This window comes from Paludibacterium denitrificans, from assembly GCF_009707705.1.
Taxonomy (GTDB): Bacteria; Pseudomonadota; Gammaproteobacteria; order Burkholderiales; family Chromobacteriaceae; genus Paludibacterium_A; species Paludibacterium_A denitrificans.
Window position 1 is genome coordinate 1,896,236 of the sequence record NZ_WLYX01000001.1, and the last position, 19,021, is coordinate 1,915,256.

Consider the following 19,021-nt stretch of genomic DNA (forward strand, 5'->3'; position numbering starts at 1 on the left):
CCTGGTGTTTTGGATTTTCTTTATGTTTTTCAAAATTATACTGCTGAGTGAATTTTAAAAAATAGTTAATTTTATCAATATTCTTTTAATTAACCAAGATATTCTGCTGCGTCCAGTTGGAACTGGGTTAAACTTCATAATCATGGATCGACATTTAAGGTTTGGTTCGTAATCAATAAGAAAGCCTTGTTGATATAGATTAGAGCAAGCATCAACATCTTCAGCCTCTCCCCATGCTAAATTTTTATCAAATGGTGAATGGTGAATATTACCCTTATTAAATATCATGATGCCACCATCAACATAAGCAACCCGCTTTTTTGCTAGCAGTAAATGATCATCTATTGTGGTACATGCAGCTAATGTTTGTCTTGGTGATGTACGGGCAGTATCATAAGAACCAATTGATATATAGTCAAGAAATCGTCTTTCTTTCCCTTTGCAATTAACAATTACACTGGGTGCCAGTACATCAAAGCAATTTTTTGTGAGAATCAGCAGGAAATGGCCTTCAAATTCTATTCTGGTATGGCTAATTACAACAATACTGTATTTTGCATATTCAAAAATCTTGTTTTTCTTATCAGCAATGGGGATTCTGTTTGCCTCTAATACCTTGTCGTAGGCAATAGTACGCAGCTCAATGTTATCGGTCAGGAGTCTTAGTTCGCTTGCAAAGTCTTCACTAATGTTTCCACAAATCAATATTTCTATGGCCGGTTATGGGGCCGTCTTTGTTTTCCTATTGATGCAATTGCATTTTTGAGAAGGATGGAATCCTGTTCTCCTCCACCATAGACAATGCCGAATGTTACGCCAGTATGTGAGAAATTATTTTCTGTTTTTCTGGCGACAATAGTCCCATTTTGGTTGTCGACCTCTAAAATATGAAAATTTTCCGAAACAGATTTGAAAAATTCTTTTCGAACTTGCCAGAAATCAATTTCTTTTGTAGAGAAAATACCTGTTTTGCTTGGGCTAGATTCAACCAAAAGCATTCCATCGGGCTTAAGAGCCCAAGTGGAATATTTAAACGCATGACGCAAGAGACCTTGTTGTTTTAGCTGATTTACGTTAAGTGTTATTTCAGTAAATTTACTTTTAAATGTACGTAAAGTATGGAGGCTCTCTCGGTTGTTTGCAAAGAATTTAGTCATCTTAATTGATCATTCGTGCGGGGACGGCCAGCATATACATGGCCGGATAAACAGTTTTTTGTAACAACAGCGCTTAAGCACCTATTACTACGGTGTTTTCAATTATTACACCGGCATGATATTAACTCGGCCACCCAGCCAACAATTTTCTCCAATTTCTATATTATCTATTTCAACCCCAGAGTGCTTAATTAGACTTGATGAGTCGTATCGATGCTTAGTGTCCACTACCATTAGGTCTGGGCCAGATATTGTTCCCTTACCTATCCTGAGTTCACCGAATATAATCAATTTCGCTCCGTTGGCTAGATATACTTCATTTTCAATTACAATTTTTCCATCGGATAGTGCAAAATCAATAAACATATTTTTTATGTGAACGTTATCTCCAATTTCTAAAGTTCCGCTGCCAAGTACTTCTAGCCCATCTATCATTGAGTTTGACCCAATATTAATTTTCGGATTGTCCCGGATCAAAATTTTACCAATAATTCTAGTGCCTCTCTTTATGCTGATACAGGGGTTTAGTAACATTGCGATGCACATCTGCATTGCTCGAATTATTTTTTTCATGGCAATAGAGTTCTTTTGTCTTTATAAAATGATTTGATTTTGAGGAAAAGTACTACTACACAAAGGAGTGCCGCAATCACTGAGATTATTCCTTGGTAGAAAAATCGATGAATTAAGGCAAAAAAAGCTAGCATAAAAAAAATATTTTCTTTCCAAAAGGGGGGGGATTTTGAGGAAAATGTAAATCTATAATCGACAGAGATGTATACATATGCGGTCAGCCGGGCAATAAATACAGCTATTGGATAGCCGTTCAAGCCTGCGAATAGTGTTGCAATTAAAGAACCAAAAACAAGAGCTAATGAGCAGAGCGTGTTATGGATTAGTGCTTTTCTATTCTTTCCAGCCTTTTTGAAAGCCATTCCTTTTGCAACTAGTTCGCTTTGCAATAACGAGGCGGCATATATAAAAAACAATGCATATGGGTCTAGAGTATGTAAATTAAGAATGTCTTGAAATTCGTGGGAGAATCCACCGGCAATAAGTGTCTCTAATGCAAAAAAAATTATATATATATGCCTGAATTTTTTTAATGCAATCTCGGAACCGCTGTTATCCTCGGTATAGCCTGTATGGATATTGGTAACTATTGATTGAATAAAAAATGCCGATAGTCCTATGATGGCTTGGTAATAAAGCATAGGTCCAACTCCGGTGGTCCCAACATTTCTTACCAAGAAATATACTGCTAGCCAAGGTGCTAGAATTGAAAATGCGGATTCAAGCATGTTTGGCAAAAGAAATCGCCGAATATGAATCCAAGACTTCAATATTGTAGAATATTTGGGTGTTCTTAGTTTTGGCGGGTCATTCAGCAATGGTTTTATGTAGCGAGACAATATTATTGGAACTACGCAACCATATCCTAGGCTAATATAGGCAATAGAGCCGGATAGGCCGTAATGAGCGATCAGTATTGAGCCAAAGAAAAAATTTACAAACAATGAAAGAATTACCAAGATGGAAGTTTTGGGCGATACAACACCCATTGCTTTTCCGAAAAACAATGCAAGTTGCGACATTGAAGTAAAAACAATGGCAGAGAAGAAAAGTGGTGCTCCAGTCAGATTGAAAATCTGATCAAGACGAAAAATTGTAGATGCTGCATAAGTTACAATCAGGACAATGGTAAGGAGTGTTAGATAAAAAAACAGAGGGGTTATTATATATATCTTACGGTATTTAACAGATTTAAAAATTTTTCTGGAGTATATTAAATAGAATAAACTGGCCGATGAGCTTGCAAAACCGGCGCACATGGTGAGTGTTGATCTGAAATATGATAATAGATCAAAATCTGAATGACTGAGTAATCGACTTGCCCGGTAAGTAAATACAAAGAAAAATACCTTTAGTGCGACATCGATAATAATAAATGAATGTCTTCGAAGCATAATCAACACTACACCGATTTTTATTTGCAATGAACTGCACTGAGATTGGTGTTCTGCCAATCGGCGCCACATTGTCTTCCATCATTTAATTAAATTGACTGTGATTTCAATTTGTCAAAGAAAGGTATGCGGAGCTATATGCTATCTCTAGCATTTTTATTGATGTGCAAGGTATAAGTCAAGGTCTTCTGGTGTCCCAATTCCGTGCATTGCTTCTGGCAAAATGTCAAAAGTAATTATTTTTTTATTATTTTTAATCAAGTAGTTATATGCTGGACACGTATAGTATTCGTTGTTGACGCGATCTTGATGGAGAATCATTTCAATCGCAGCATCTACAAAGTCACTACCCTTTGTAAAGAAGTATATTCCTACAGTTGCAATCGCTGAAATTGGATATTTTTCACGAACCTCTTGAACTACTCCATTCTGATCAATTCTCGCAAATGACCATTTCGGGTTTTTGCTAAAATCATTGAAAGTAAGTATTGAGCCATCAGCGCCACGCTCAATGCAGTCCATGATGAATTTTTCTGGATCAAAATCTACAATTTGATCGGAATTTGCTATCAATAATGGCTGATCATTATTGATCAACTTTCGCGCATGTAAAATCGTACAGGCTGTTCCTTCCGTCAAGTTGTCGATTGAAATAAATGTAGCATTAAATTGACTTTGTATTTCTCTCACCAACGCAATTTCGGCGTCTAAATGTGCTTGACGTGCCACTAAAATAAAATGGGCATTGGGGCAGGTCAAATTTTCCAGTACTCTAACAATCATTGGTTTGCCTGCAACATCAATAAATGGCTTTGGTTTGCTATAGCCCGCTTTAGAAAAACGACTACCGGCGCCTGCCATAGGTATTAAAATATTAATCATTAGGCTCTCCCATGTATTTGTCATTTTCCGCGCCGAGGTACTTGACCACAGTGGTGCTTGTATCTTCAAGGACTTCGAAATCAGTTGCTTCATTTGGTTCAATTACTATGATGTCGCCTTTGCAAAATTCAACACCATTCATTCGTACCCTACCTGACATGATTACTGTTATTTCTGTTGCTACTTTGTGAAAGTGCCGATCTTCATAGTCGCCTGTATGATACTCTTTGACCGCTACTTCAACCTCTTTTGTTTTAATTAAATTTGGTTCAAAATTTCCAATAAACCATCCTTTTGTCATTTTGCTCAACTTCGTAGTTTTCATGGCATGCCCTTCCGCTCGAGATGTGCTTCATATTCTTTAATTTTTTGTGGAGTATAGAGTGTGTGATATTTATTTACTTTTATCGGTGTTGACCGAATCTTCTTTCCATCTAATATCATTTCATTAAGAGTGGGTGCAATGAAGAAATTTCCATTAACGTGTGAATCTTTTTGAATCATTCGTTTGGTTGATTCTATGAAATCGCTCCCATGTCGAAAATAGTAAAGGCCTGCTATTGCATTACGGCTAATTGGACGCTTCTCTGCCGTTTCTATTACCAAGCCATCTTCATTTAAACGTACATAAGACCAGCGAGGATGAACCGATTCAAAGGTAACAATGCTTAAGCATCTGCATCTCCAAATCGAGCTATTAAGTTATGTAAAGGTTCGTCAAATATCTGATCAGGATTCGCAATGAGAAGCGGTTGTGAATTTTCGATGTAGGAGATTGCCATCAGAGCGCTGCATGCAGCACCTTTTGTTTCGTTCTCTAATTTAATTATTTTGGATTTGTTGTTTGTGATTATATTTAGAGTGCTATCCAAATGAAATTTGCGACAATCTGCATTGTTAATTACAAATATAAATTGAACATTCTTGCCTGCTGATTCAAGATTTTTAAGGACATGTTCGATGACGGTTTTTTTGCCAATTTCAATTAATGGGCTTGGGAATGGGTACTCTGTCTCTGAGAAGTGTTGGCTTTTTGCGGCCATTGGAATCAGTACATTAATCATTAAACGTCTCCTCGATGCGAGAAATATGATCTTTTATGTTTTGATAATTAACTTCTTCAACCTCGTCGACTTCCATCACCCAAGCACCACTGGCTCTAGCAGCTTGAATTCCCTTTTCGTTATCTTCAATAATAAGACATTGTTTTGGCTGCAAATTCAGTTTTTGAATGGCCTTTGTGTAAATTTCTGGATCGGGTTTTCCTATTTTGACATCCTGATTAGATAGATAGAAATCAAGATATTTCATCAACGATGCTTGCTCCATCATCATTTTTACAGTTTGACGAATAGAGTTCGATGCAACGGCTAAGCTGTATCCATCTTGTTTTAGTCGAGAAAGAGCATACTCATGAAAAAATCGTGGCTTGCATTGCGCAAAGACCATTTCCATGGTGTAGGCTTGCTTTATTTCATTAATAAACTCGTGCAGCTCGATCGGTAGACCTCGTTCTAGGCTTAGCATTTCCAGTTTTTTCTTTGTCGGTAGGCCATCATAAGTTACAAGATGGTCATAACGACTAATTTCCATGCCAAACAGCCCCAGTGCTTTGTTTAGTGCTTGGTAATGCCAATCCTTGGCTTCAATTAAAACGCCATCCATGTCAAATATGATCGCTTTAATTTTAGCCATTAAAATACTCCTGTGCGCGATCTGGAAAGTCTGTGCAAAGCATCAATCGATCCTTACCAATAATAGACTCCAAGTTTTTGTAGTGCTTCCACTCTTGATGGTAGTCACGCTTATGTAAGTCTGGAGAAACGATACAAATTTTTTTTCCATTATGTAAATGATGATGAATAGTATCATCGGTTATCCAATGGCAATGAAATTCGTCAAGCCATATTCCGTCTGCAAGCTGATAGTATGAAGGGCTTTTTTCATATTCGCTTTGACGTGTATAGGTTTTGAATTGGTGTTTGCAATAATGCAAACCATCAGGTACTGCCATATCAAAAACAAAGTAGTTTCTTATATTGAAGGCGTGGATTAGTCGATGCAACTCAGTCTGTAATCCATCTGCTTTTATATTTAATGCTAAAGTTGGCTCCGAATTATATTGTTTATATATGTCAAAAAATGTCTCGACAGTAATGGCGGATTCGTCCGGCATATTGTGTGAAATTACTAGCACTCCATTGCGATCTCTGATATCTGTTTCTGTACCATACCCTTGTTCAAAGCTACGAACAAATGCAGGAGTGTGATTCTTTTCGGAAGTGTTTTTCCAAAATCCACGATGAGAAATAATTATCATGTTTCTTTAAGCATTTCTGGGTGGGTTTAAGGTTTTATAAACAGTTTGCTTCAATTTCTATTTTTATGCAGATCATATTTTCATGATTATAAATCATTTTTATTTATTTGCGTGCCGGGTGGTTAATTTGACTTGTAAGATAATAAAGTCAAAGCGTCGGCATGGTTTGCCGAAGTTTAAGCTTAAAAAAATATTAAAATAAGTAATCAGCAAAGGAATTTTATGTTTTTGTGCTTGCATGATCTCGAGAGATTTTGGGTGTTATTTGAGTGTTTCTCTTTCTCTCTCAAGTTCATTATTGTTCAATGGTTTGCTAAGTGATTTAATATAATGCCTTTTCATGCGAAGGCTGTGACGGAGGTATTGACGCATCGTTATGTGAGCGTATTGTTTTTAGTCTATTTATATTTTGTCATCATGAGCGAGTCGGATGAACGAACTGACTGGGCTAATTAACCATGCATTTAGATTGAATGCATGTTGAGAGAATTTTCGTCTTTCATAAATAATGAGCGTTGGTCACTATTCTGATTTGTTGCTCTTCATAGAGTGTGCTGGCTATCAGTAAAATCTGAATAAGACTATGCGGTAATTTTAGCTATGAATTTGGGCCGATAATGATTGTGCGGCTTGATCCTTGGCTGACAGAATGGGTTCTGTTCCTGTTGGCCAATTAATAGCAAGAGTTGGGTCGTTCCATGCAATTGATCGCTCTAACTCTTGATGCCAATAGTCTGTTGTCTTGTATAAGAACTCGGCTTGCTCTGATATAGTGATAAAACCATGAGCAAAACCTTCGGGAATCCACAATTGGCGTTTATTGTCGGCGGAGAGTGTGATCCCAACCCAATCTCCGTAGGTCGCTGAGTTGCGGCGGATATCCACCGCAACATCGAAAACTTCTCCTAGGGTGCAGCGTACTAGCTTACCTTGTGCATGGGGGGGCAACTGGTAGTGTAGCCCGCGCAGCACACCCTTGCTGGAGCGGCTGTGGTTATCCTGGACAAATTCAACCTTGCGGCCAATGGCCTCTTCAAAGCGCTTCTGGTTGAAACTTTCGAAGAAAAAACCACGGTCGTCACCGAATACGGCAGGTTCAATGATTTTGACGTCCGCAATGGCGGTATCGATGATTTTCATGAATGGCTAGCTTTCTTACTTCAGTAGCTGCAGCAGGTATTGCCCGTAGGCATTTTTCTTCAGCGGTTTTGCCAGCTGTTCCAGTCTGGCGGCATCAATCCACTGCTGCACGTAGGCAATTTCTTCCGGTGCAGGCCACTTTCAGCCCTTGGCGGTTTTCCACAGTGGCAATGAACTGACTGGCTTCCAGCATGGATTCGTGGGTGCCGGTATCCAGCCGGGCATAGCCACGGCCCATGGTCTGCACATCCAGCTGGCCTAGTTGCAGGTAGTGGTTGTTGACATCGGTGATTTCCAGCTCGCCGCGCGGTGAGGGGCGGATGGACTTGGCGATGTCGACAACCTGATTGTCGTAGAAGTACAGGCCGGTGACGGCATAGTTGGATTTCGGTACGACCGGTTTTTCCTCGATGGACAAGGCCTTGCCCTGAGCGTCGAATTCCACCACACCGTAACGTTCAGGGTCCTGTACGTGGTAGGCAAACACACTGGCGCCTTGTTGCTTGGCGTTGGCCGCTTTCAGTAGTTTGGGAAAGTCATGTCCATGGAAGACATTGTCCCCAAGCACCAGTGCTGACGGCGCTCCAGCTAAGAAGCCTTCGCCAATGATGAAAGCCTGTGCCAGCCCGTCTGGACTGGGTTGTACTGCGTATTGCAGGCTGATGCCCCACTGGCTGCCGTCGCCCAGCAACTGTTCGAAGCGCGGGGTGTCTTGCGGGGTAGAGATGATCAGGATGTCGCGAATCCCGGTCAGCATCAGCGTGCTGAGCGGGTAGTAGATCATCGGCTTGTCGTAGATGGGCAGCAATTGTTTGCTGACTGCCAGTGTGGCGGGGTACAGGCGGGTGCCGCTGCCTCCCGCTAGAATGATGCCTTTACGTTTCATCTGCTAGCGTCCTGCATCCGGAATTGAAGATCTGCTGGAACACCTGTTCCACACCGTTTTGCCATGATGGCATGATCAGGTCGAACGCGCCTTGGATTTTACTGCAATTTAGCCCGGAGTTGCCGGGGCGCTTCGCCGGGGCCGGATAGACGCTGCCGGGAACGGCATGCAGGTTTTCCTGTTTCAGTTGCAGTGCGACACCGTAACGTTCTGCCAGTGCAAGCAGGTATGCGGTATAACCATGCCAACTGGTGCTGCCGCTGCTGGTCAGGTGATAGGTGCCAAGCAACTGCTTGTCCTTGCAGGTTTGCCACTGTTTGATGATGTGAGCGGTCACATCGGCAATCAGTGCAGCGGGTGTGGGCGCGCCAATCTGGTCGGCCACCACATTCAGGCTGTCGCGTTCACGCGCCAGACGCATGATGGTCTTGAGGAAGTTGCCGCCATGAGCGCCCACCACCCAGCTGGTGCGCAGGATGATGTGGTCTGCACCACTGGCACGGATGGCCTGCTCACCCGGCATTTGCTCAAGCCATATACGGACTGCGGGTTGGTGGCATCACTCTCTTCATAAGGCGTGGTCTTGTTACCATCAAACACATAGTCGGTGGAGTAGTGCAGCAGCAGGGCATTTTTTGCTGCGGCCCAGTCGGCTATCGCGGCCGGTGCGGCTGCATTCACGGCATGGGCCAGTTCGGCGTCACTCTCGGCCTTGTCCACGGCGGTGTAGGCTGCCGGGTTGACGATGATGTCCGGTTGGTATTGCTCCAGCCCTGCGGCAATGTCAGCCGGGCGGGACAGGTCCAGTCGCTGGCGATCCGGGCAGATGCACTCGCCCAGCATGGCCAGTGAGCGTCGCAGCTCGAAGCCCAACTGGCCGTTGATGCCGGTAATCAAGATGCGGCTCATGCCTTGTTCCCGTAGTGTTGTTCCAGCCATTGACGATAATTGCCGCTGGTGACGTTGCTGACCCAGTTCTGATTGTCCAGATACCACTCTACGGTTTTGTGAATGCCGCTTTCAAATGTTTCTGCCGGTTTCCATCCCAACTCGCGTTCCAGCTTGCGTGCATCAATCGCATAGCGGCGGTCATGGCCGAGGGCGGTCCTGTACGTAGGTGATCTGCTCGGCATAGCCTGTGCCATCGGCCTTGGGGCGCAGTGTATCCGAGGATGTCGCAAATGGTGTGCACCACATCCAGATTGGCTTTTTCGTTCCAGCCGCCAACATTATATGTTTCACCGGGCGACCTTGTGCCAGCACGGTGCGAATGGCGCTGCAATGGTCTTTTACATACAGCCAGTCGCGGATTTGCTGACCATCACCGTAAATGGGCAAGGGCTTGCCCGCCAGCGCATTCAGGATGACCAGCGGAATCAGCTTTTCCGGGAAGTGATAGGGGCCGTAGTTGTTGCTGCAGTTGGTGGTCAGGACCGGCAGGCCGTAGGTATGGTGCCGGGCACGTACCAGATGGTCCGACGCAGCCTTGCTGGCCGAGTACGGGCTGTTGGGTTCGTAACGGTTGGTTTCGCTGAACGGTGCGTCACTGGCGGACAGGGTTCCGTAGACCTCATCAGTGGAAACGTGTAGGAAACGGAAGGCAGTCTTGGCCTCGCCTTCCAGTGCGTTCCAGTAAGCCCGTACGGCTTCCAGTAGGTTGAAGGTGCCTACCACATTGGTCTGGATGAAGTCACCCGGGCCGTGAATGGAGCGGTCAACGTGTGACTCTGCGGCGAAATTGATGACAGCTCGAGGACGATGCTCTGCCAGTAGGGTCCCAACTAGGGCGCAGTCACCAATGTCCCCGCGAACGAATACATGGCGCGGGTCATCCTTGAGTGACGACAAGGTATCCAGATTGCCTGCGTAGGTAAGCTTGTCCACGTTAATGACAGGCTCATCATTTTTTGCAAGCCAGTCCAATATGAAGTTGCCGCCGATAAATAAGCGCCGCCAGTGATGAAGAGCATGTGAGATATCTGTATGTATTGTATGCGTGATCAGGCTGGAGGGTGGTGTCTATGCGTTGCCAGCGATCGCGTTCTTAATATTCTGCATGAAGCGTGCAGAATGATGCATAATGCTTACATTTACAAGTCATTGCCATTTTTTTGATTTATTGCTACTGGCGACTAGTGCCCCTGATGTCTCTGAGTTGAAATCGGTTAGTATTTTCTCATGGTTTTGATTGGTGGTGGCACCAAAATTCAGGGTAGAATTTTGTGCAATTAATTTGCTGTGAGTTGTATAAATATTCTCTTCTTAGGATTTGTCGAATCCGTGAGGTGCGAAGTGGGGGGGGTGTTTGTGCTGCCAAGGAGCGATCGGTTGTGTTGTTTAGCCTGTTCTGCTGTGCATTTATAGTTTCACTGACCGTTACCGTTGTTCTGATCCGTAGTGCACATTTGCATGCGCGCTTTTCCATGGATAGCGATTTGTCTGGCCCACAGAAATTCCACGTCAGGCCTACCCCGCGCGTTGGAGGGGTTCCTGTGCTGGCTGGCCTGTTGGCTGCTCTAATCATGGGGTGGCTGAGAATAGGGGAGGATGTCGCTCTCTTTGTTGCATTGCTTTTGGCTGGCTTGCCGGTTTTTCTTGCCGGATTAGTTGAAGATCTGACTAAACGGGTCCGACCTTTATACCGCCTGATCTTTGCATTTGCTTCTGCTGGCTTGGCGGCATGGTGGGGGGGGGCGATCTTGTCCAGCCTAGGCGTGCCAAGGGTTGATACGGTATTGGCGGCTGTTCCAGCTTTGGCAGTGCTGCTGACCATTTTTGCCGTTGGTGGTGTCTGTCATGCTACCAATATTATCGATGGTTATAACGGGTTGATGGGTGGAGTGGCTATCGCCATCCTTGCTGCACTGGCGTACGTTTCCTTTGCCGTGGGGGATATGCCATTGCTCGTGATTGCAGTTTCCATGGTTGGCGCTTTGTTCGGGTTTCTGTTGTGGAACTTCCCTAAGGGGCTGATTTTTGCCGGTGATGCCGGGGCCTATTTAGTGGGGTTCCTGTTGGCCGAAATTTCAGTGCTGCTGGTGGGGCGTCATCCTGGCGTGGTTTCCCCTTGGTTTCCGATGCTACTGATGATTTATCCGGTGTTTGAGACGTTGTTTTCGATTTATCGTCGCAAAAAACGGCAAGCTGCGGCAGGGCTGCCGGATAGCATGCATTTTCATCAGATGGTGTACAAGCGTTTGGTGCGCTGGATGGTGGGGTCACGAGAAGCCAAATATCTGGTACGTCGCAATAGCCTGACTGCGCCGTATCTGTGGGGAGTCGCCCTGTTTTCCATCATGCCTGCAGTCTTGTTCTGGCGTGTTCAGTGGCTGCTGCAGTTGTGCTGCGTGCTATTCATCTTGTTGTACCTCTGGCTGTATCGTCGCATTGTTCAATTTCGTTCTCCTCGTTGGTTGGTGCTGCATAGACGAGAAGATGTCTCTAGTGGTGAGTCCGTTAAGCCCTAGTGGCAATGTCGGGCTGCCCTACTATTTGAAAAATCAATCGAGGGTCGACTCTTGAAAACCCTTGTGACCGTCCCTATTATTGGCACTCGTTAGGTTTGAGTGCTAATTCGCCTCAAGCCGCCTGCTGATTAGTTGTTACTTTCAACAGCCACTGCTTTTTTAGGAGAGACAAATGGCAATTCGTCCTTTGCACGACCGTGTTGTGATCAAGCGCCTTGAGGCAGAAGAAAAAACCGCCTCTGGCATCGTTCTGCCGGGCGCTGCTGCTGAGAAGCCGGACATGGGCGAAGTTCTTGCCGTGGGTAACGGCAAGGTTCTGGAAAACGGCGAGCGCCGTCCGCTGGAGCTGAAAGTCGGTGACAAAGTGATTTTCGGCAAGTATTCCGGCCAGACCGTCAAGGTTGACGGCGATGAAGTCCTCGTTATGCGCGAGGAAGATGTAATGGGTATCGTTGAGTAATTCCGACCTTTTGCATATCAACTGAATTCTGGAGATGTAAAGAATGGCTGCTAAAGACGTAAAATTTGGTGATTCCGCTCGCACCAAGATGGTGGTGGGTGTCAATGTTCTGGCTGATGCCGTTAAAGTGACTTTGGGCCCGAAAGGCCGTAACGTGGTTCTGGATCGCTCCTTTGGCGCTCCGACCATCACCAAGGATGGCGTGTCTGTCGCCAAGGAAATCGAACTGAAAGACAAGTTCGAAAACATGGGCGCGCAAATGGTCAAGGAAGTGGCTTCCAAGACCTCTGATGTCGCTGGTGACGGTACGACGACGGCTACCGTTCTGGCTCAGGCCATCGTTCAGGAAGGCATGAAGTACGTGGCCGCTTAAGCATGAACCCGATGGATCTGAAGCGCGGTATCGACAAGGCTGTGGCTTCTCTGGTCGGTGAAATCGCCAAGATCGCCAAACCGTGTGCAACGGCCAAAGAAATTGCTCAGGTTGGTTCCATTTCGGCCAACTCTGATACCGATATCGGTGACATTATCGCCAACGCCATGGAAAAAGTTGGCAAAGAAGGCGTGATCACCGTTGAAGACGGCAAGTCGCTGAACAACGAGCTGGATGTGGTTGAAGGTATGCAGTTCGATCGTGGCTACCTGTCGCCGTACTTCATCAACAATCCGGAAAAACAGATTGCCGCTCTGGACAATCCGTTCGTCCTGCTGTTTGACAAGAAAATCTCCAACATCCGCGACCTGCTGCCGTTGCTGGAACAGGTTGCCAAGTCCAGCCGTCCGTTGCTGATCATCGCCGAAGACGTGGAAGGCGAAGCACTGGCTACGTTGGTGGTGAACACCATTCGCGGCATCCTGAAAGTGGTGGCTGTCAAGGCTCCGGGCTTTGGCGATCGCCGCAAGGCCATGCTGCAAGATATCGCTACTCTGACTGGCGGTACCGTTATTGCGGAAGAAGTTGGTCTGACGCTGGAAAAAGCTACGCTGGAACAGCTGGGTCAAGCCAAGCGCATTGAAGTGGGCAAGGAAAACACCACCATTATCGATGGCGCCGGTGATCTGGCCGCGATCCAGGCTCGTGTTGCTGAAGTCCGTCAACAAATCGAAGCAGCTACCTCTGACTACGATCGTGAAAAACTGCAAGAGCGCGTAGCCAAACTGGCTGGCGGCGTGGCAGTGATCAAGGTTGGCGCAGCGACCGAAGTCGAAATGAAAGAGAAAAAAGCTCGCGTAGAAGATGCTCTGCATGCTACCCGTGCAGCAGTGGAAGAAGGTGTAGTACCGGCGGTGGCGTTGCTCTGCTGCGTGCCCGCTCTACGCTGGAAAGCCTGAAAACCGATAACGCCGATCAAGATGCTGGCGTCAAGATCGTACTGAAAGCGATCGAGGCTCCGCTGCGTCAGATCGTGAAGAACGCAGGCGACGAGCCGTCTGTCGTGGTGAACAAGGTGTTGGAAGGCAAAGGCAACTTCGGTTACAACGCCGCCAGCGGTGAATACGGCGACATGATCGAAATGGGCGTGCTGGATCCGGCCAAGGTAACCCGTTCTGCTCTGCAGTATGCGGCATCCGTTTCCGGCCTGATGCTCACCACCGATTGCATGATTGCCGAACTGCCGGAAGACAAGCTGCTCCGATGGGCGACATGGGTGGTATGGGCGGCATGGGTGGTATGGGCGGCATGATGTAAGCCGTTTCGGCCAACCTTTGTTGTAGTGAAAACCCCGCAATTGCGGGGTTTTTCATTTTGGGCAACATGATGGCGTTACTGGCGATAGTTCCGCATATTGCCGCACAATATTTGCCGACTAACTGGCAACGTGAATGAAGGATGATGATGAAGCTGACTGAGTTGGTGGGGATGATTGATGCGCAACTTCAGCCGTGGCAATTCAAGGACTACGCGCCCAACGGTTTGCAAGTAGAAGGCAAGGAGGAGGTGAAGACATTGGTGACCGGCGTGACGGCATCCATGGCCTTGATCGATGCCGCTATTGCCAGCCAGTGCCGATGCCATCTTGGTACACCACGGTTATTTCTGGAAAGGGGAAGATGCGCGCGTTGTCGGCATGAAACGGGCGCGCCTGGCAAAATTGCTGGCCCATGGCATCAGTCTCTTGGCCTATCACTTGCCGTTGGATGCCCATCCGGTGCTCGGGAATAATGCGCGTCTGGCTGAGGTGCTGGGCTTTGCTGTGGCCGGTCAGTGTGGCGAACAGAATCTGCTGTGGCATGGCAGCGTTGATCAAACGCTGACTGCGCAGGAGCTGACGCAACGCATTAGTGGCCGACTCGGGCGTGATGCCATCTTGCTGGGCGAAGCCAGTTGGCCGGTGGAACGCGTGGCATGGTGCACCGGCGGGGCTCAAGGCTTCTTTGATGATGCCATTGCCCCGGGGGTGCAAGCCTTCATTACCGGCGAAGTGTCGGAGCAAAACTATCACATGGCACATGAGCGTGGCGTGGCGTTTATTGCCGCAGGGCACCATGCCACCGAGCGTTACGGCATCCGGGCGTTGGGTGAATGGATCGCGGGAAATGCTCATGTCAAAGTCAAGTTTGTCGACGTTTTCAATCCCGTTTGAGCTATGTCCATGCTGCGAGTGCGACAATTTGTCACGTAACCGCTTCAAGTCCCCCCCCGTATTCAGGTAGAATCAGGAAGTTTTAAGTTTGAAGCTCGGTTTCCACGTTTGAGGATGACTGTAATGAGTGAACAACAAGTCGATACGGGGCGCCGTCGGTTTCTGACGGTAGCAACCAGCGCTGTTGGGGGTGTGGCAGTAGCGGGCGTCGCGACGCCGTTTCTGATGAGTTTTTTCCCGTCTGAGCGGGCCAAGGCTGCAGGTGCGCCGGTTGAGGTGGACATCAGCAAGCTAGAGGCTGGCCAGAAGATCAACGTCGAATGGCGCGGCAAACCGGTGTGGATTCTGAATCGCACGCCGGAACAGCTGAAGAACCTGCCGAAGAACGACCCGAAACTGGTCGATCCGAAGTCTGAGGTTGAACAGCAGCCGAAGTATTGCCAGAACGAGAATCGTTCGATCAAGCCTGAAGTGCTGGTCGCCGTGGGTATCTGTACCCATCTGGGCTGTTCTCCGACGCACCGTCCGGACATTGCGCTAGAGCGGATCTGGGGCCCGAATGGCTGGGCGGCTTCTACTGCCCGTGCCACGGTTCCAAGTTTGATCTGGCTGCTCGGGTGTTCAAGGGCGTTCCGGCTCCTAAGAACCGGAAATCCCCCCCGCACAAGTATCTGTCCGACACCCGCCTCCTGATTGGCGAAGACAAATAAGCTGAGGGCGAAAAATGAGCAAAGGACAAAAGCTGCTTAACTGGGTTGACGCGCGGTTCCCGCTGTCGTCAATGCTGAAAGAGCACGTACTCGAGTATTACGCACCTAAGAACTTCAACTTCTGGTATTTCTTTGGTTCGTTGGCCCTGCTGGTTCTGGTCATCCAGATCGTAACCGGTATTTTCCTGACCATGAACTACAAACCGGATGGCTCGCTCAATGCGGCCGGTGTTCCGGTGGCGTTTGCTTCGGTGGAATACATCATGCGTGATGTGGCGGGTGGCTGGATCATCCGCTACATGCACTCCACTGGCGCGTCCATGTTCTTCGTGGTCGTGTATCTGCACATGTTCCGTGGCCTGATCTATGGCTCCTACAAGCAGCCGCGCGAACTGGTGTGGGTGTTTGGTGCCCTGATCTTCCTGTGTCTGATGGCTGAAGCCTTCATGGGCTATCTGCTGCCTTGGGGCCAGATGTCTTTCTGGGGCGCGCAGGTGATTGTTAACCTGTTCGGTTCCATTCCGGTGATCGGTCCGGACCTGTCGGTGTGGATCCGTGGTGACTTCGTGGTATCGGATGCAACGCTGAACCGTTTCTTCGCTCTGCACGTGATTGCTGTGCCGCTGGTGCTGCTGGCTCTGGTCGTTGCTCACCTGATTGCGCTGCATGAAGTGGGTTCCAATAACCCTGATGGCGTAGAAATCAAGCAGAACAAGGATCCGGTGACCCATCGTCCGGTTGACGGTATCCCGTTCCACCCGTACTACACCGTTAAAGACGTGCTGGGTGTGGCGGTTTTCCTGATCGTGTTCTCGGGCATCGTGTTCTTCCTGCCGGAAATGGGTGGTTACTTCCGGAACACCCGAACTTCGACCGAGGCTGACCCGCTGAAAACCCCGCCGCACATCGCGCCGGTATGGTACTTCACCCCGTTCTACGCCATCTTGCGTGCTATTCCGTCCTTCCCGGGTACCCGGTGTGGGGCGTACTGGGCATGGGTGGTGCCGTAGTGATGATTGCGCTGCTGCCGTGGCTGGATCGCTCGCCGGTCAAGTCGATTCGTTATCGCGGTCCGAAGTTCAAGTTCATGCTGACCTTGTTCATCATCAGCTTTATCGGCTTGGGTATTCTGGGCGCGATGCCGTCGACCAACGTACGTACGGTGATTGCCCAGCTGTTCTCGTTCATTTACTTCGCATTCTTCCCGGGTATGCCGTTCTACACCAAGAATGATGTGGGCAGTGTGCCGGTTCCGACTCGTGTGACTGAAACCAATGCCAAGCGCAAACTGACGTTTGTTGTACTGGTTGCAGTGACGGTGATCGGTGCCACGCTGTTTGCCATGAACGTGTAACCAAGGGAGAGGATTAAAATGAAAAGCAAAATCCGTCACCTGATCGCGGCCATGGCTTTCGTGCTGCCAGTATCGGCAACCATGGCCAACACAGGGTTGAAGCTGGATAAGGCTCCGATCGATATTCAGGACACTGAATCGTTGCAACGTGGTGCACAGGTATTCGTCAACTACTGCCTGTCTTGCCACTCGGCCAGTGCCATGCGGTACAACCGTCTGATGGATATTGGTCTGTCGGAAGAGCAGATCAAGAATGACCTGATGTTGGCTGGCGATAAAATTGGCGACCAGATGAACGTGGCCATGGACAAGAAAGATGCCAAGGCCTGGCTGGGGGCTCCCCCGCCGGATCTGTCGCTGATCGCTCGTTCTCGTGGTGCTGACTATCTGTACACCTACCTGCGTGGCTTCTATCGTGATCCGACCCGTCCGACCGGCTGGAACAACCTGGTGTTCGACAAAGTGGGCATGCCGCACATTTTGTGGGAATGGCAAGGCGATCAGGTTCTGAAGGTAGGCAAGAATGCCGAAGGTGAGGAAGAGAAGACTCTGCAGCTGGTGAAAGCCGGTACCATGACCAAGCTGGAAAACGGCAAGGCCAACACGGTGGAATTTGACCGCCGCATGGCCGACCTGACCAACTTCCTCGTGTATCTGGGAGAGCGCAGGTTAAACGCCATCAGATTGGTTATGTAGTACTGATGTTCTTGGGCCTGCTGCTGCTGCCGTTGGCTTATTTCCTCAAGAAAGAATACTGGAAAGACGTGCATTAAGACGTCTTGCAGTCAAAGAAAGGCGGGGCTTTCCCCGCCTTTTTTATTTTGTAAATCAGGCTGTTAGTTTGCTTTACTGGAAATCAGGTAACGGCAAATGATAAAATGTTCCATTACTTGTCTTATTTTCAAGGATTTTCGTAAGCCATGATGACCCTTTACTCTGGAATTACCTGCCCGTTCAGTCATCGCTGCCGTATTGTGCTGTATGAGAAGGGGATGGATTTCGAGATCATTGATGTAGATGTCCATAACAAGCCGGAAGATCTGGCTGTGATGAACCCCTACAACGAAGTTCCGGTGCTGGTTGAGCGTGATCTGATTCTGCATGAATCCAACATCATCAACGAATACATTGACGAACGTTTTCCGCATCCGCAATTGATGCCTGATCCGGTGATGCGTGCCCGCGCCCGTCTGTTCCTGTACCGTTTCGAAAACGAGTTGTTCAATCACGTCAAGGTGCTGGAAGCTGGTGCGACCGGCAAGGAAGCCAGCAAGGCCCGTGAGGCGATCCGTGATGGTCTGACTACCATTGCTCCGGTTTTCGCCAAACAGAAATTCATGCTGGGTGATGATTTCACCATGATTGATGTGGCCATCGCTCCGCTGCTGTGGCGTCTGGAGCATTACAACATCGATCTGGGCAAGAGCTCTGCTCCGATCTTGAAATACGCTGAACGCATTTTCCAGCGCCAGTCGTTTATCGATTCGCTGACCCCGTCTGAAAAGGCCATGCGTAAATAAGGATAGTCATGAGCACCAGCACCAAACCGTACCTGATCCGTGCCTTGCATGAATGGTGTACGGATAATGGCTACACGCCGTACATCGTGATATGGGTTGATGAACAGACCAATGTGCCGCGCGAGTTCGTGAAAGATAACGAGATCGTGTTGAACATTGCCCATACGGCCACCAAGAATCTGCATATCGACAATGACTGGTTGTCGTTTTCTGCCCGGTTTGGCGGTGTGTCGCGCGAGATTCTGGCACCGGTTGGCAACATCATGTCGATATTTGCCCGTGAAACGGGTGAGGGTATGGGCTTTGAAGTGGAGGCTCCGGCCCCGGCGGCGCTGGCCCCTGTTGGCTTGAGGCCGGTTGAGGACTCTGTTGTGGAGAACACCACACCTGAAGGCGATGATTCCAAACCGCCTCGTCCTTCTGGCAAGCCGAGCCTGCGCATTGTGAAATGATCGGTATATCAGTATGGTGCATTGAAAAAACCGGCTTCGGCCGGTTTTTTTATGGCCGGGGTTGGCCGAAAAAGAGGGGCGCATGATGCGCCCCCAAGTCCCTTACCACAACAAGAAAATC

Annotated in this window: 15 protein-coding genes and 8 pseudogenes; 9 read left to right on the forward strand and 14 right to left on the reverse strand. The window is 47.9% G+C overall.

Annotated features, from left to right (window positions below; genetic code table 11):
• Positions 1–54: 54 nt before the first annotated feature.
• The 14 genes and pseudogenes from GKE73_RS12440 to rfbB form a co-directional block, all read right to left on the reverse strand.
• Positions 55–705, reverse strand: a complete 651-nt coding sequence (locus GKE73_RS12440) for a hypothetical protein (protein ID WP_230370256.1) — start codon at positions 703–705, stop codon at positions 55–57.
• Positions 706–710: 5 nt separating this feature from the next.
• Positions 711–1,157 carry a hypothetical protein gene (locus tag GKE73_RS12445; protein WP_230370257.1) on the reverse strand — a complete coding sequence of 149 codons (447 nt, stop codon included), beginning with the start codon at positions 1,155–1,157 and terminating at the stop codon, positions 711–713.
• A gap of 105 nt (positions 1,158–1,262) precedes the next feature.
• The gene (locus tag GKE73_RS12450) at positions 1,263–1,730 is read right to left on the reverse strand and encodes an acyltransferase (protein ID WP_230370258.1); all 468 of its coding nucleotides are present in this window, start codon (positions 1,728–1,730) and stop codon (positions 1,263–1,265) included.
• Positions 1,727–3,196, reverse strand: coding sequence for a hypothetical protein (locus tag GKE73_RS12455; RefSeq protein WP_230370259.1), 1,470 nt, complete (start codon positions 3,194–3,196; stop codon positions 1,727–1,729). Before GKE73_RS12455 ends, GKE73_RS12450 begins: the two co-directional genes overlap by 4 nt.
• Positions 3,197–3,280: 84 nt before the next feature.
• Positions 3,281–4,006, reverse strand: a complete 726-nt coding sequence (locus tag GKE73_RS12460) for a glycosyltransferase family 2 protein (RefSeq protein ID WP_230370260.1) — start codon at positions 4,004–4,006, stop codon at positions 3,281–3,283.
• The gene (locus GKE73_RS12465) at positions 3,999–4,331 is read right to left on the reverse strand and encodes a cupin domain-containing protein (protein WP_230370261.1); all 333 of its coding nucleotides are present in this window, start codon (positions 4,329–4,331) and stop codon (positions 3,999–4,001) included. Before GKE73_RS12465 ends, GKE73_RS12460 begins: the two co-directional genes overlap by 8 nt.
• Positions 4,328–4,612, reverse strand: a complete 285-nt coding sequence (locus GKE73_RS12470) for a glycosyltransferase family protein (RefSeq protein WP_230370262.1) — start codon at positions 4,610–4,612, stop codon at positions 4,328–4,330. The genes GKE73_RS12465 and GKE73_RS12470 overlap by 4 nt, the downstream gene beginning before the upstream one ends.
• A 62-nt stretch (positions 4,613–4,674) precedes the next feature.
• Positions 4,675–5,070 carry a sugar phosphate nucleotidyltransferase gene (locus GKE73_RS12475; protein WP_230370263.1) on the reverse strand — a complete coding sequence of 132 codons (396 nt, stop codon included), beginning with the start codon at positions 5,068–5,070 and terminating at the stop codon, positions 4,675–4,677.
• A complete protein-coding gene (locus GKE73_RS12480; RefSeq protein ID WP_230370264.1) occupies positions 5,063–5,701 on the reverse strand; it encodes an HAD family hydrolase in 639 nt (212 codons plus the stop codon). Before GKE73_RS12480 ends, GKE73_RS12475 begins: the two co-directional genes overlap by 8 nt.
• Positions 5,694–6,326 (reverse strand): PI-PLC domain-containing protein, encoded by a 633-nt coding sequence (locus GKE73_RS12485; RefSeq protein WP_230370265.1) that lies wholly within the window; start codon positions 6,324–6,326, stop codon positions 5,694–5,696. Before GKE73_RS12485 ends, GKE73_RS12480 begins: the two co-directional genes overlap by 8 nt.
• Positions 6,327–6,920: 594 nt before the next feature.
• Positions 6,921–7,466 carry a dTDP-4-dehydrorhamnose 3,5-epimerase gene (gene rfbC / locus GKE73_RS12490; RefSeq protein WP_230370266.1) on the reverse strand — a complete coding sequence of 182 codons (546 nt, stop codon included), beginning with the start codon at positions 7,464–7,466 and terminating at the stop codon, positions 6,921–6,923.
• Positions 7,467–7,481: 15 nt separating this feature from the next.
• A pseudogene (rfbA, locus tag GKE73_RS12495) lies at positions 7,482–8,352 on the reverse strand (glucose-1-phosphate thymidylyltransferase RfbA).
• Positions 8,342–9,291, reverse strand: a pseudogene (rfbD, locus tag GKE73_RS25880) (dTDP-4-dehydrorhamnose reductase). Before rfbD ends, rfbA begins: the two co-directional pseudogenes overlap by 11 nt.
• Positions 9,258–10,322, reverse strand: a pseudogene (gene rfbB / locus GKE73_RS12510) (dTDP-glucose 4,6-dehydratase). Before rfbB ends, rfbD begins: the two co-directional pseudogenes overlap by 34 nt.
• 522 nt (positions 10,323–10,844) lie before the next feature.
• On the opposite strand from rfbB, the gene GKE73_RS12515 reads away from it, so the two are divergent.
• The 9 genes and pseudogenes from GKE73_RS12515 to GKE73_RS12560 all read left to right on the forward strand — a co-directional run bounded on the left by GKE73_RS12515 (position 10,845) and on the right by GKE73_RS12560 (position 18,900).
• Positions 10,845–11,819 carry an MraY family glycosyltransferase gene (locus tag GKE73_RS12515; protein WP_230370268.1) on the forward strand — a complete coding sequence of 325 codons (975 nt, stop codon included), beginning with the start codon at positions 10,845–10,847 and terminating at the stop codon, positions 11,817–11,819.
• A 172-nt stretch (positions 11,820–11,991) separates the two neighbouring features.
• Complete coding sequence (gene groES, locus GKE73_RS12520; RefSeq protein WP_230370269.1) at positions 11,992–12,279, forward strand: co-chaperone GroES; 288 nt, start codon at positions 11,992–11,994, stop codon at positions 12,277–12,279.
• Positions 12,280–12,322: 43 nt separating this feature from the next.
• Positions 12,323–13,969: pseudogene (groL, locus tag GKE73_RS12525) on the forward strand (chaperonin GroEL).
• Between the two features lie 147 nt (positions 13,970–14,116).
• Positions 14,117–14,864 (forward strand): annotated as a pseudogene (locus tag GKE73_RS12530) (Nif3-like dinuclear metal center hexameric protein).
• 123 nt (positions 14,865–14,987) lie between these two features.
• Positions 14,988–15,574, forward strand: a pseudogene (gene petA / locus GKE73_RS12535) (ubiquinol-cytochrome c reductase iron-sulfur subunit).
• 14 nt (positions 15,575–15,588) lie between these two features.
• Positions 15,589–16,928 (forward strand): annotated as a pseudogene (locus GKE73_RS12540) (cytochrome b).
• A gap of 18 nt (positions 16,929–16,946) precedes the next feature.
• A pseudogene (locus GKE73_RS12550) lies at positions 16,947–17,701 on the forward strand (cytochrome c1).
• 147 nt (positions 17,702–17,848) lie between these two features.
• Positions 17,849–18,448, forward strand: coding sequence for a glutathione S-transferase N-terminal domain-containing protein (locus GKE73_RS12555; protein ID WP_230370272.1), 600 nt, complete (start codon positions 17,849–17,851; stop codon positions 18,446–18,448).
• Positions 18,449–18,456: 8 nt separating this feature from the next.
• Positions 18,457–18,900, forward strand: coding sequence for a ClpXP protease specificity-enhancing factor (locus GKE73_RS12560; RefSeq protein ID WP_230370273.1), 444 nt, complete (start codon positions 18,457–18,459; stop codon positions 18,898–18,900).
• The last annotated feature ends 121 nt before the right edge of the window (positions 18,901–19,021 follow it).

Coding starts and splice junctions, on each gene's coding strand:
- groES (WP_230370269.1), top strand. CDS start 11,992: ATGGCAATTCGTCCTTTGCACGACCGTGTTGTGATCAAGCGCCTTGAG.
- rfbC (WP_230370266.1), bottom strand. CDS start 7,466: ATGAAAATCATCGATACCGCCATTGCGGACGTCAAAATCATTGAACCT.
- GKE73_RS12465 (WP_230370261.1), bottom strand. CDS start 4,331: ATGAAAACTACGAAGTTGAGCAAAATGACAAAAGGATGGTTTATTGGA.
- GKE73_RS12460 (WP_230370260.1), bottom strand. CDS start 4,006: ATGATTAATATTTTAATACCTATGGCAGGCGCCGGTAGTCGTTTTTCT.
- GKE73_RS12480 (WP_230370264.1), bottom strand. CDS start 5,701: ATGGCTAAAATTAAAGCGATCATATTTGACATGGATGGCGTTTTAATT.
- GKE73_RS12555 (WP_230370272.1), top strand. CDS start 17,849: ATGATGACCCTTTACTCTGGAATTACCTGCCCGTTCAGTCATCGCTGC.
- GKE73_RS12475 (WP_230370263.1), bottom strand. CDS start 5,070: ATGATTAATGTACTGATTCCAATGGCCGCAAAAAGCCAACACTTCTCA.
- GKE73_RS12485 (WP_230370265.1), bottom strand. CDS start 6,326: ATGATAATTATTTCTCATCGTGGATTTTGGAAAAACACTTCCGAAAAG.
- GKE73_RS12450 (WP_230370258.1), bottom strand. CDS start 1,730: ATGAAAAAAATAATTCGAGCAATGCAGATGTGCATCGCAATGTTACTA.
- GKE73_RS12445 (WP_230370257.1), bottom strand. CDS start 1,157: ATGACTAAATTCTTTGCAAACAACCGAGAGAGCCTCCATACTTTACGT.
- GKE73_RS12560 (WP_230370273.1), top strand. CDS start 18,457: ATGAGCACCAGCACCAAACCGTACCTGATCCGTGCCTTGCATGAATGG.
- GKE73_RS12455 (WP_230370259.1), bottom strand. CDS start 3,196: ATGTGGCGCCGATTGGCAGAACACCAATCTCAGTGCAGTTCATTGCAA.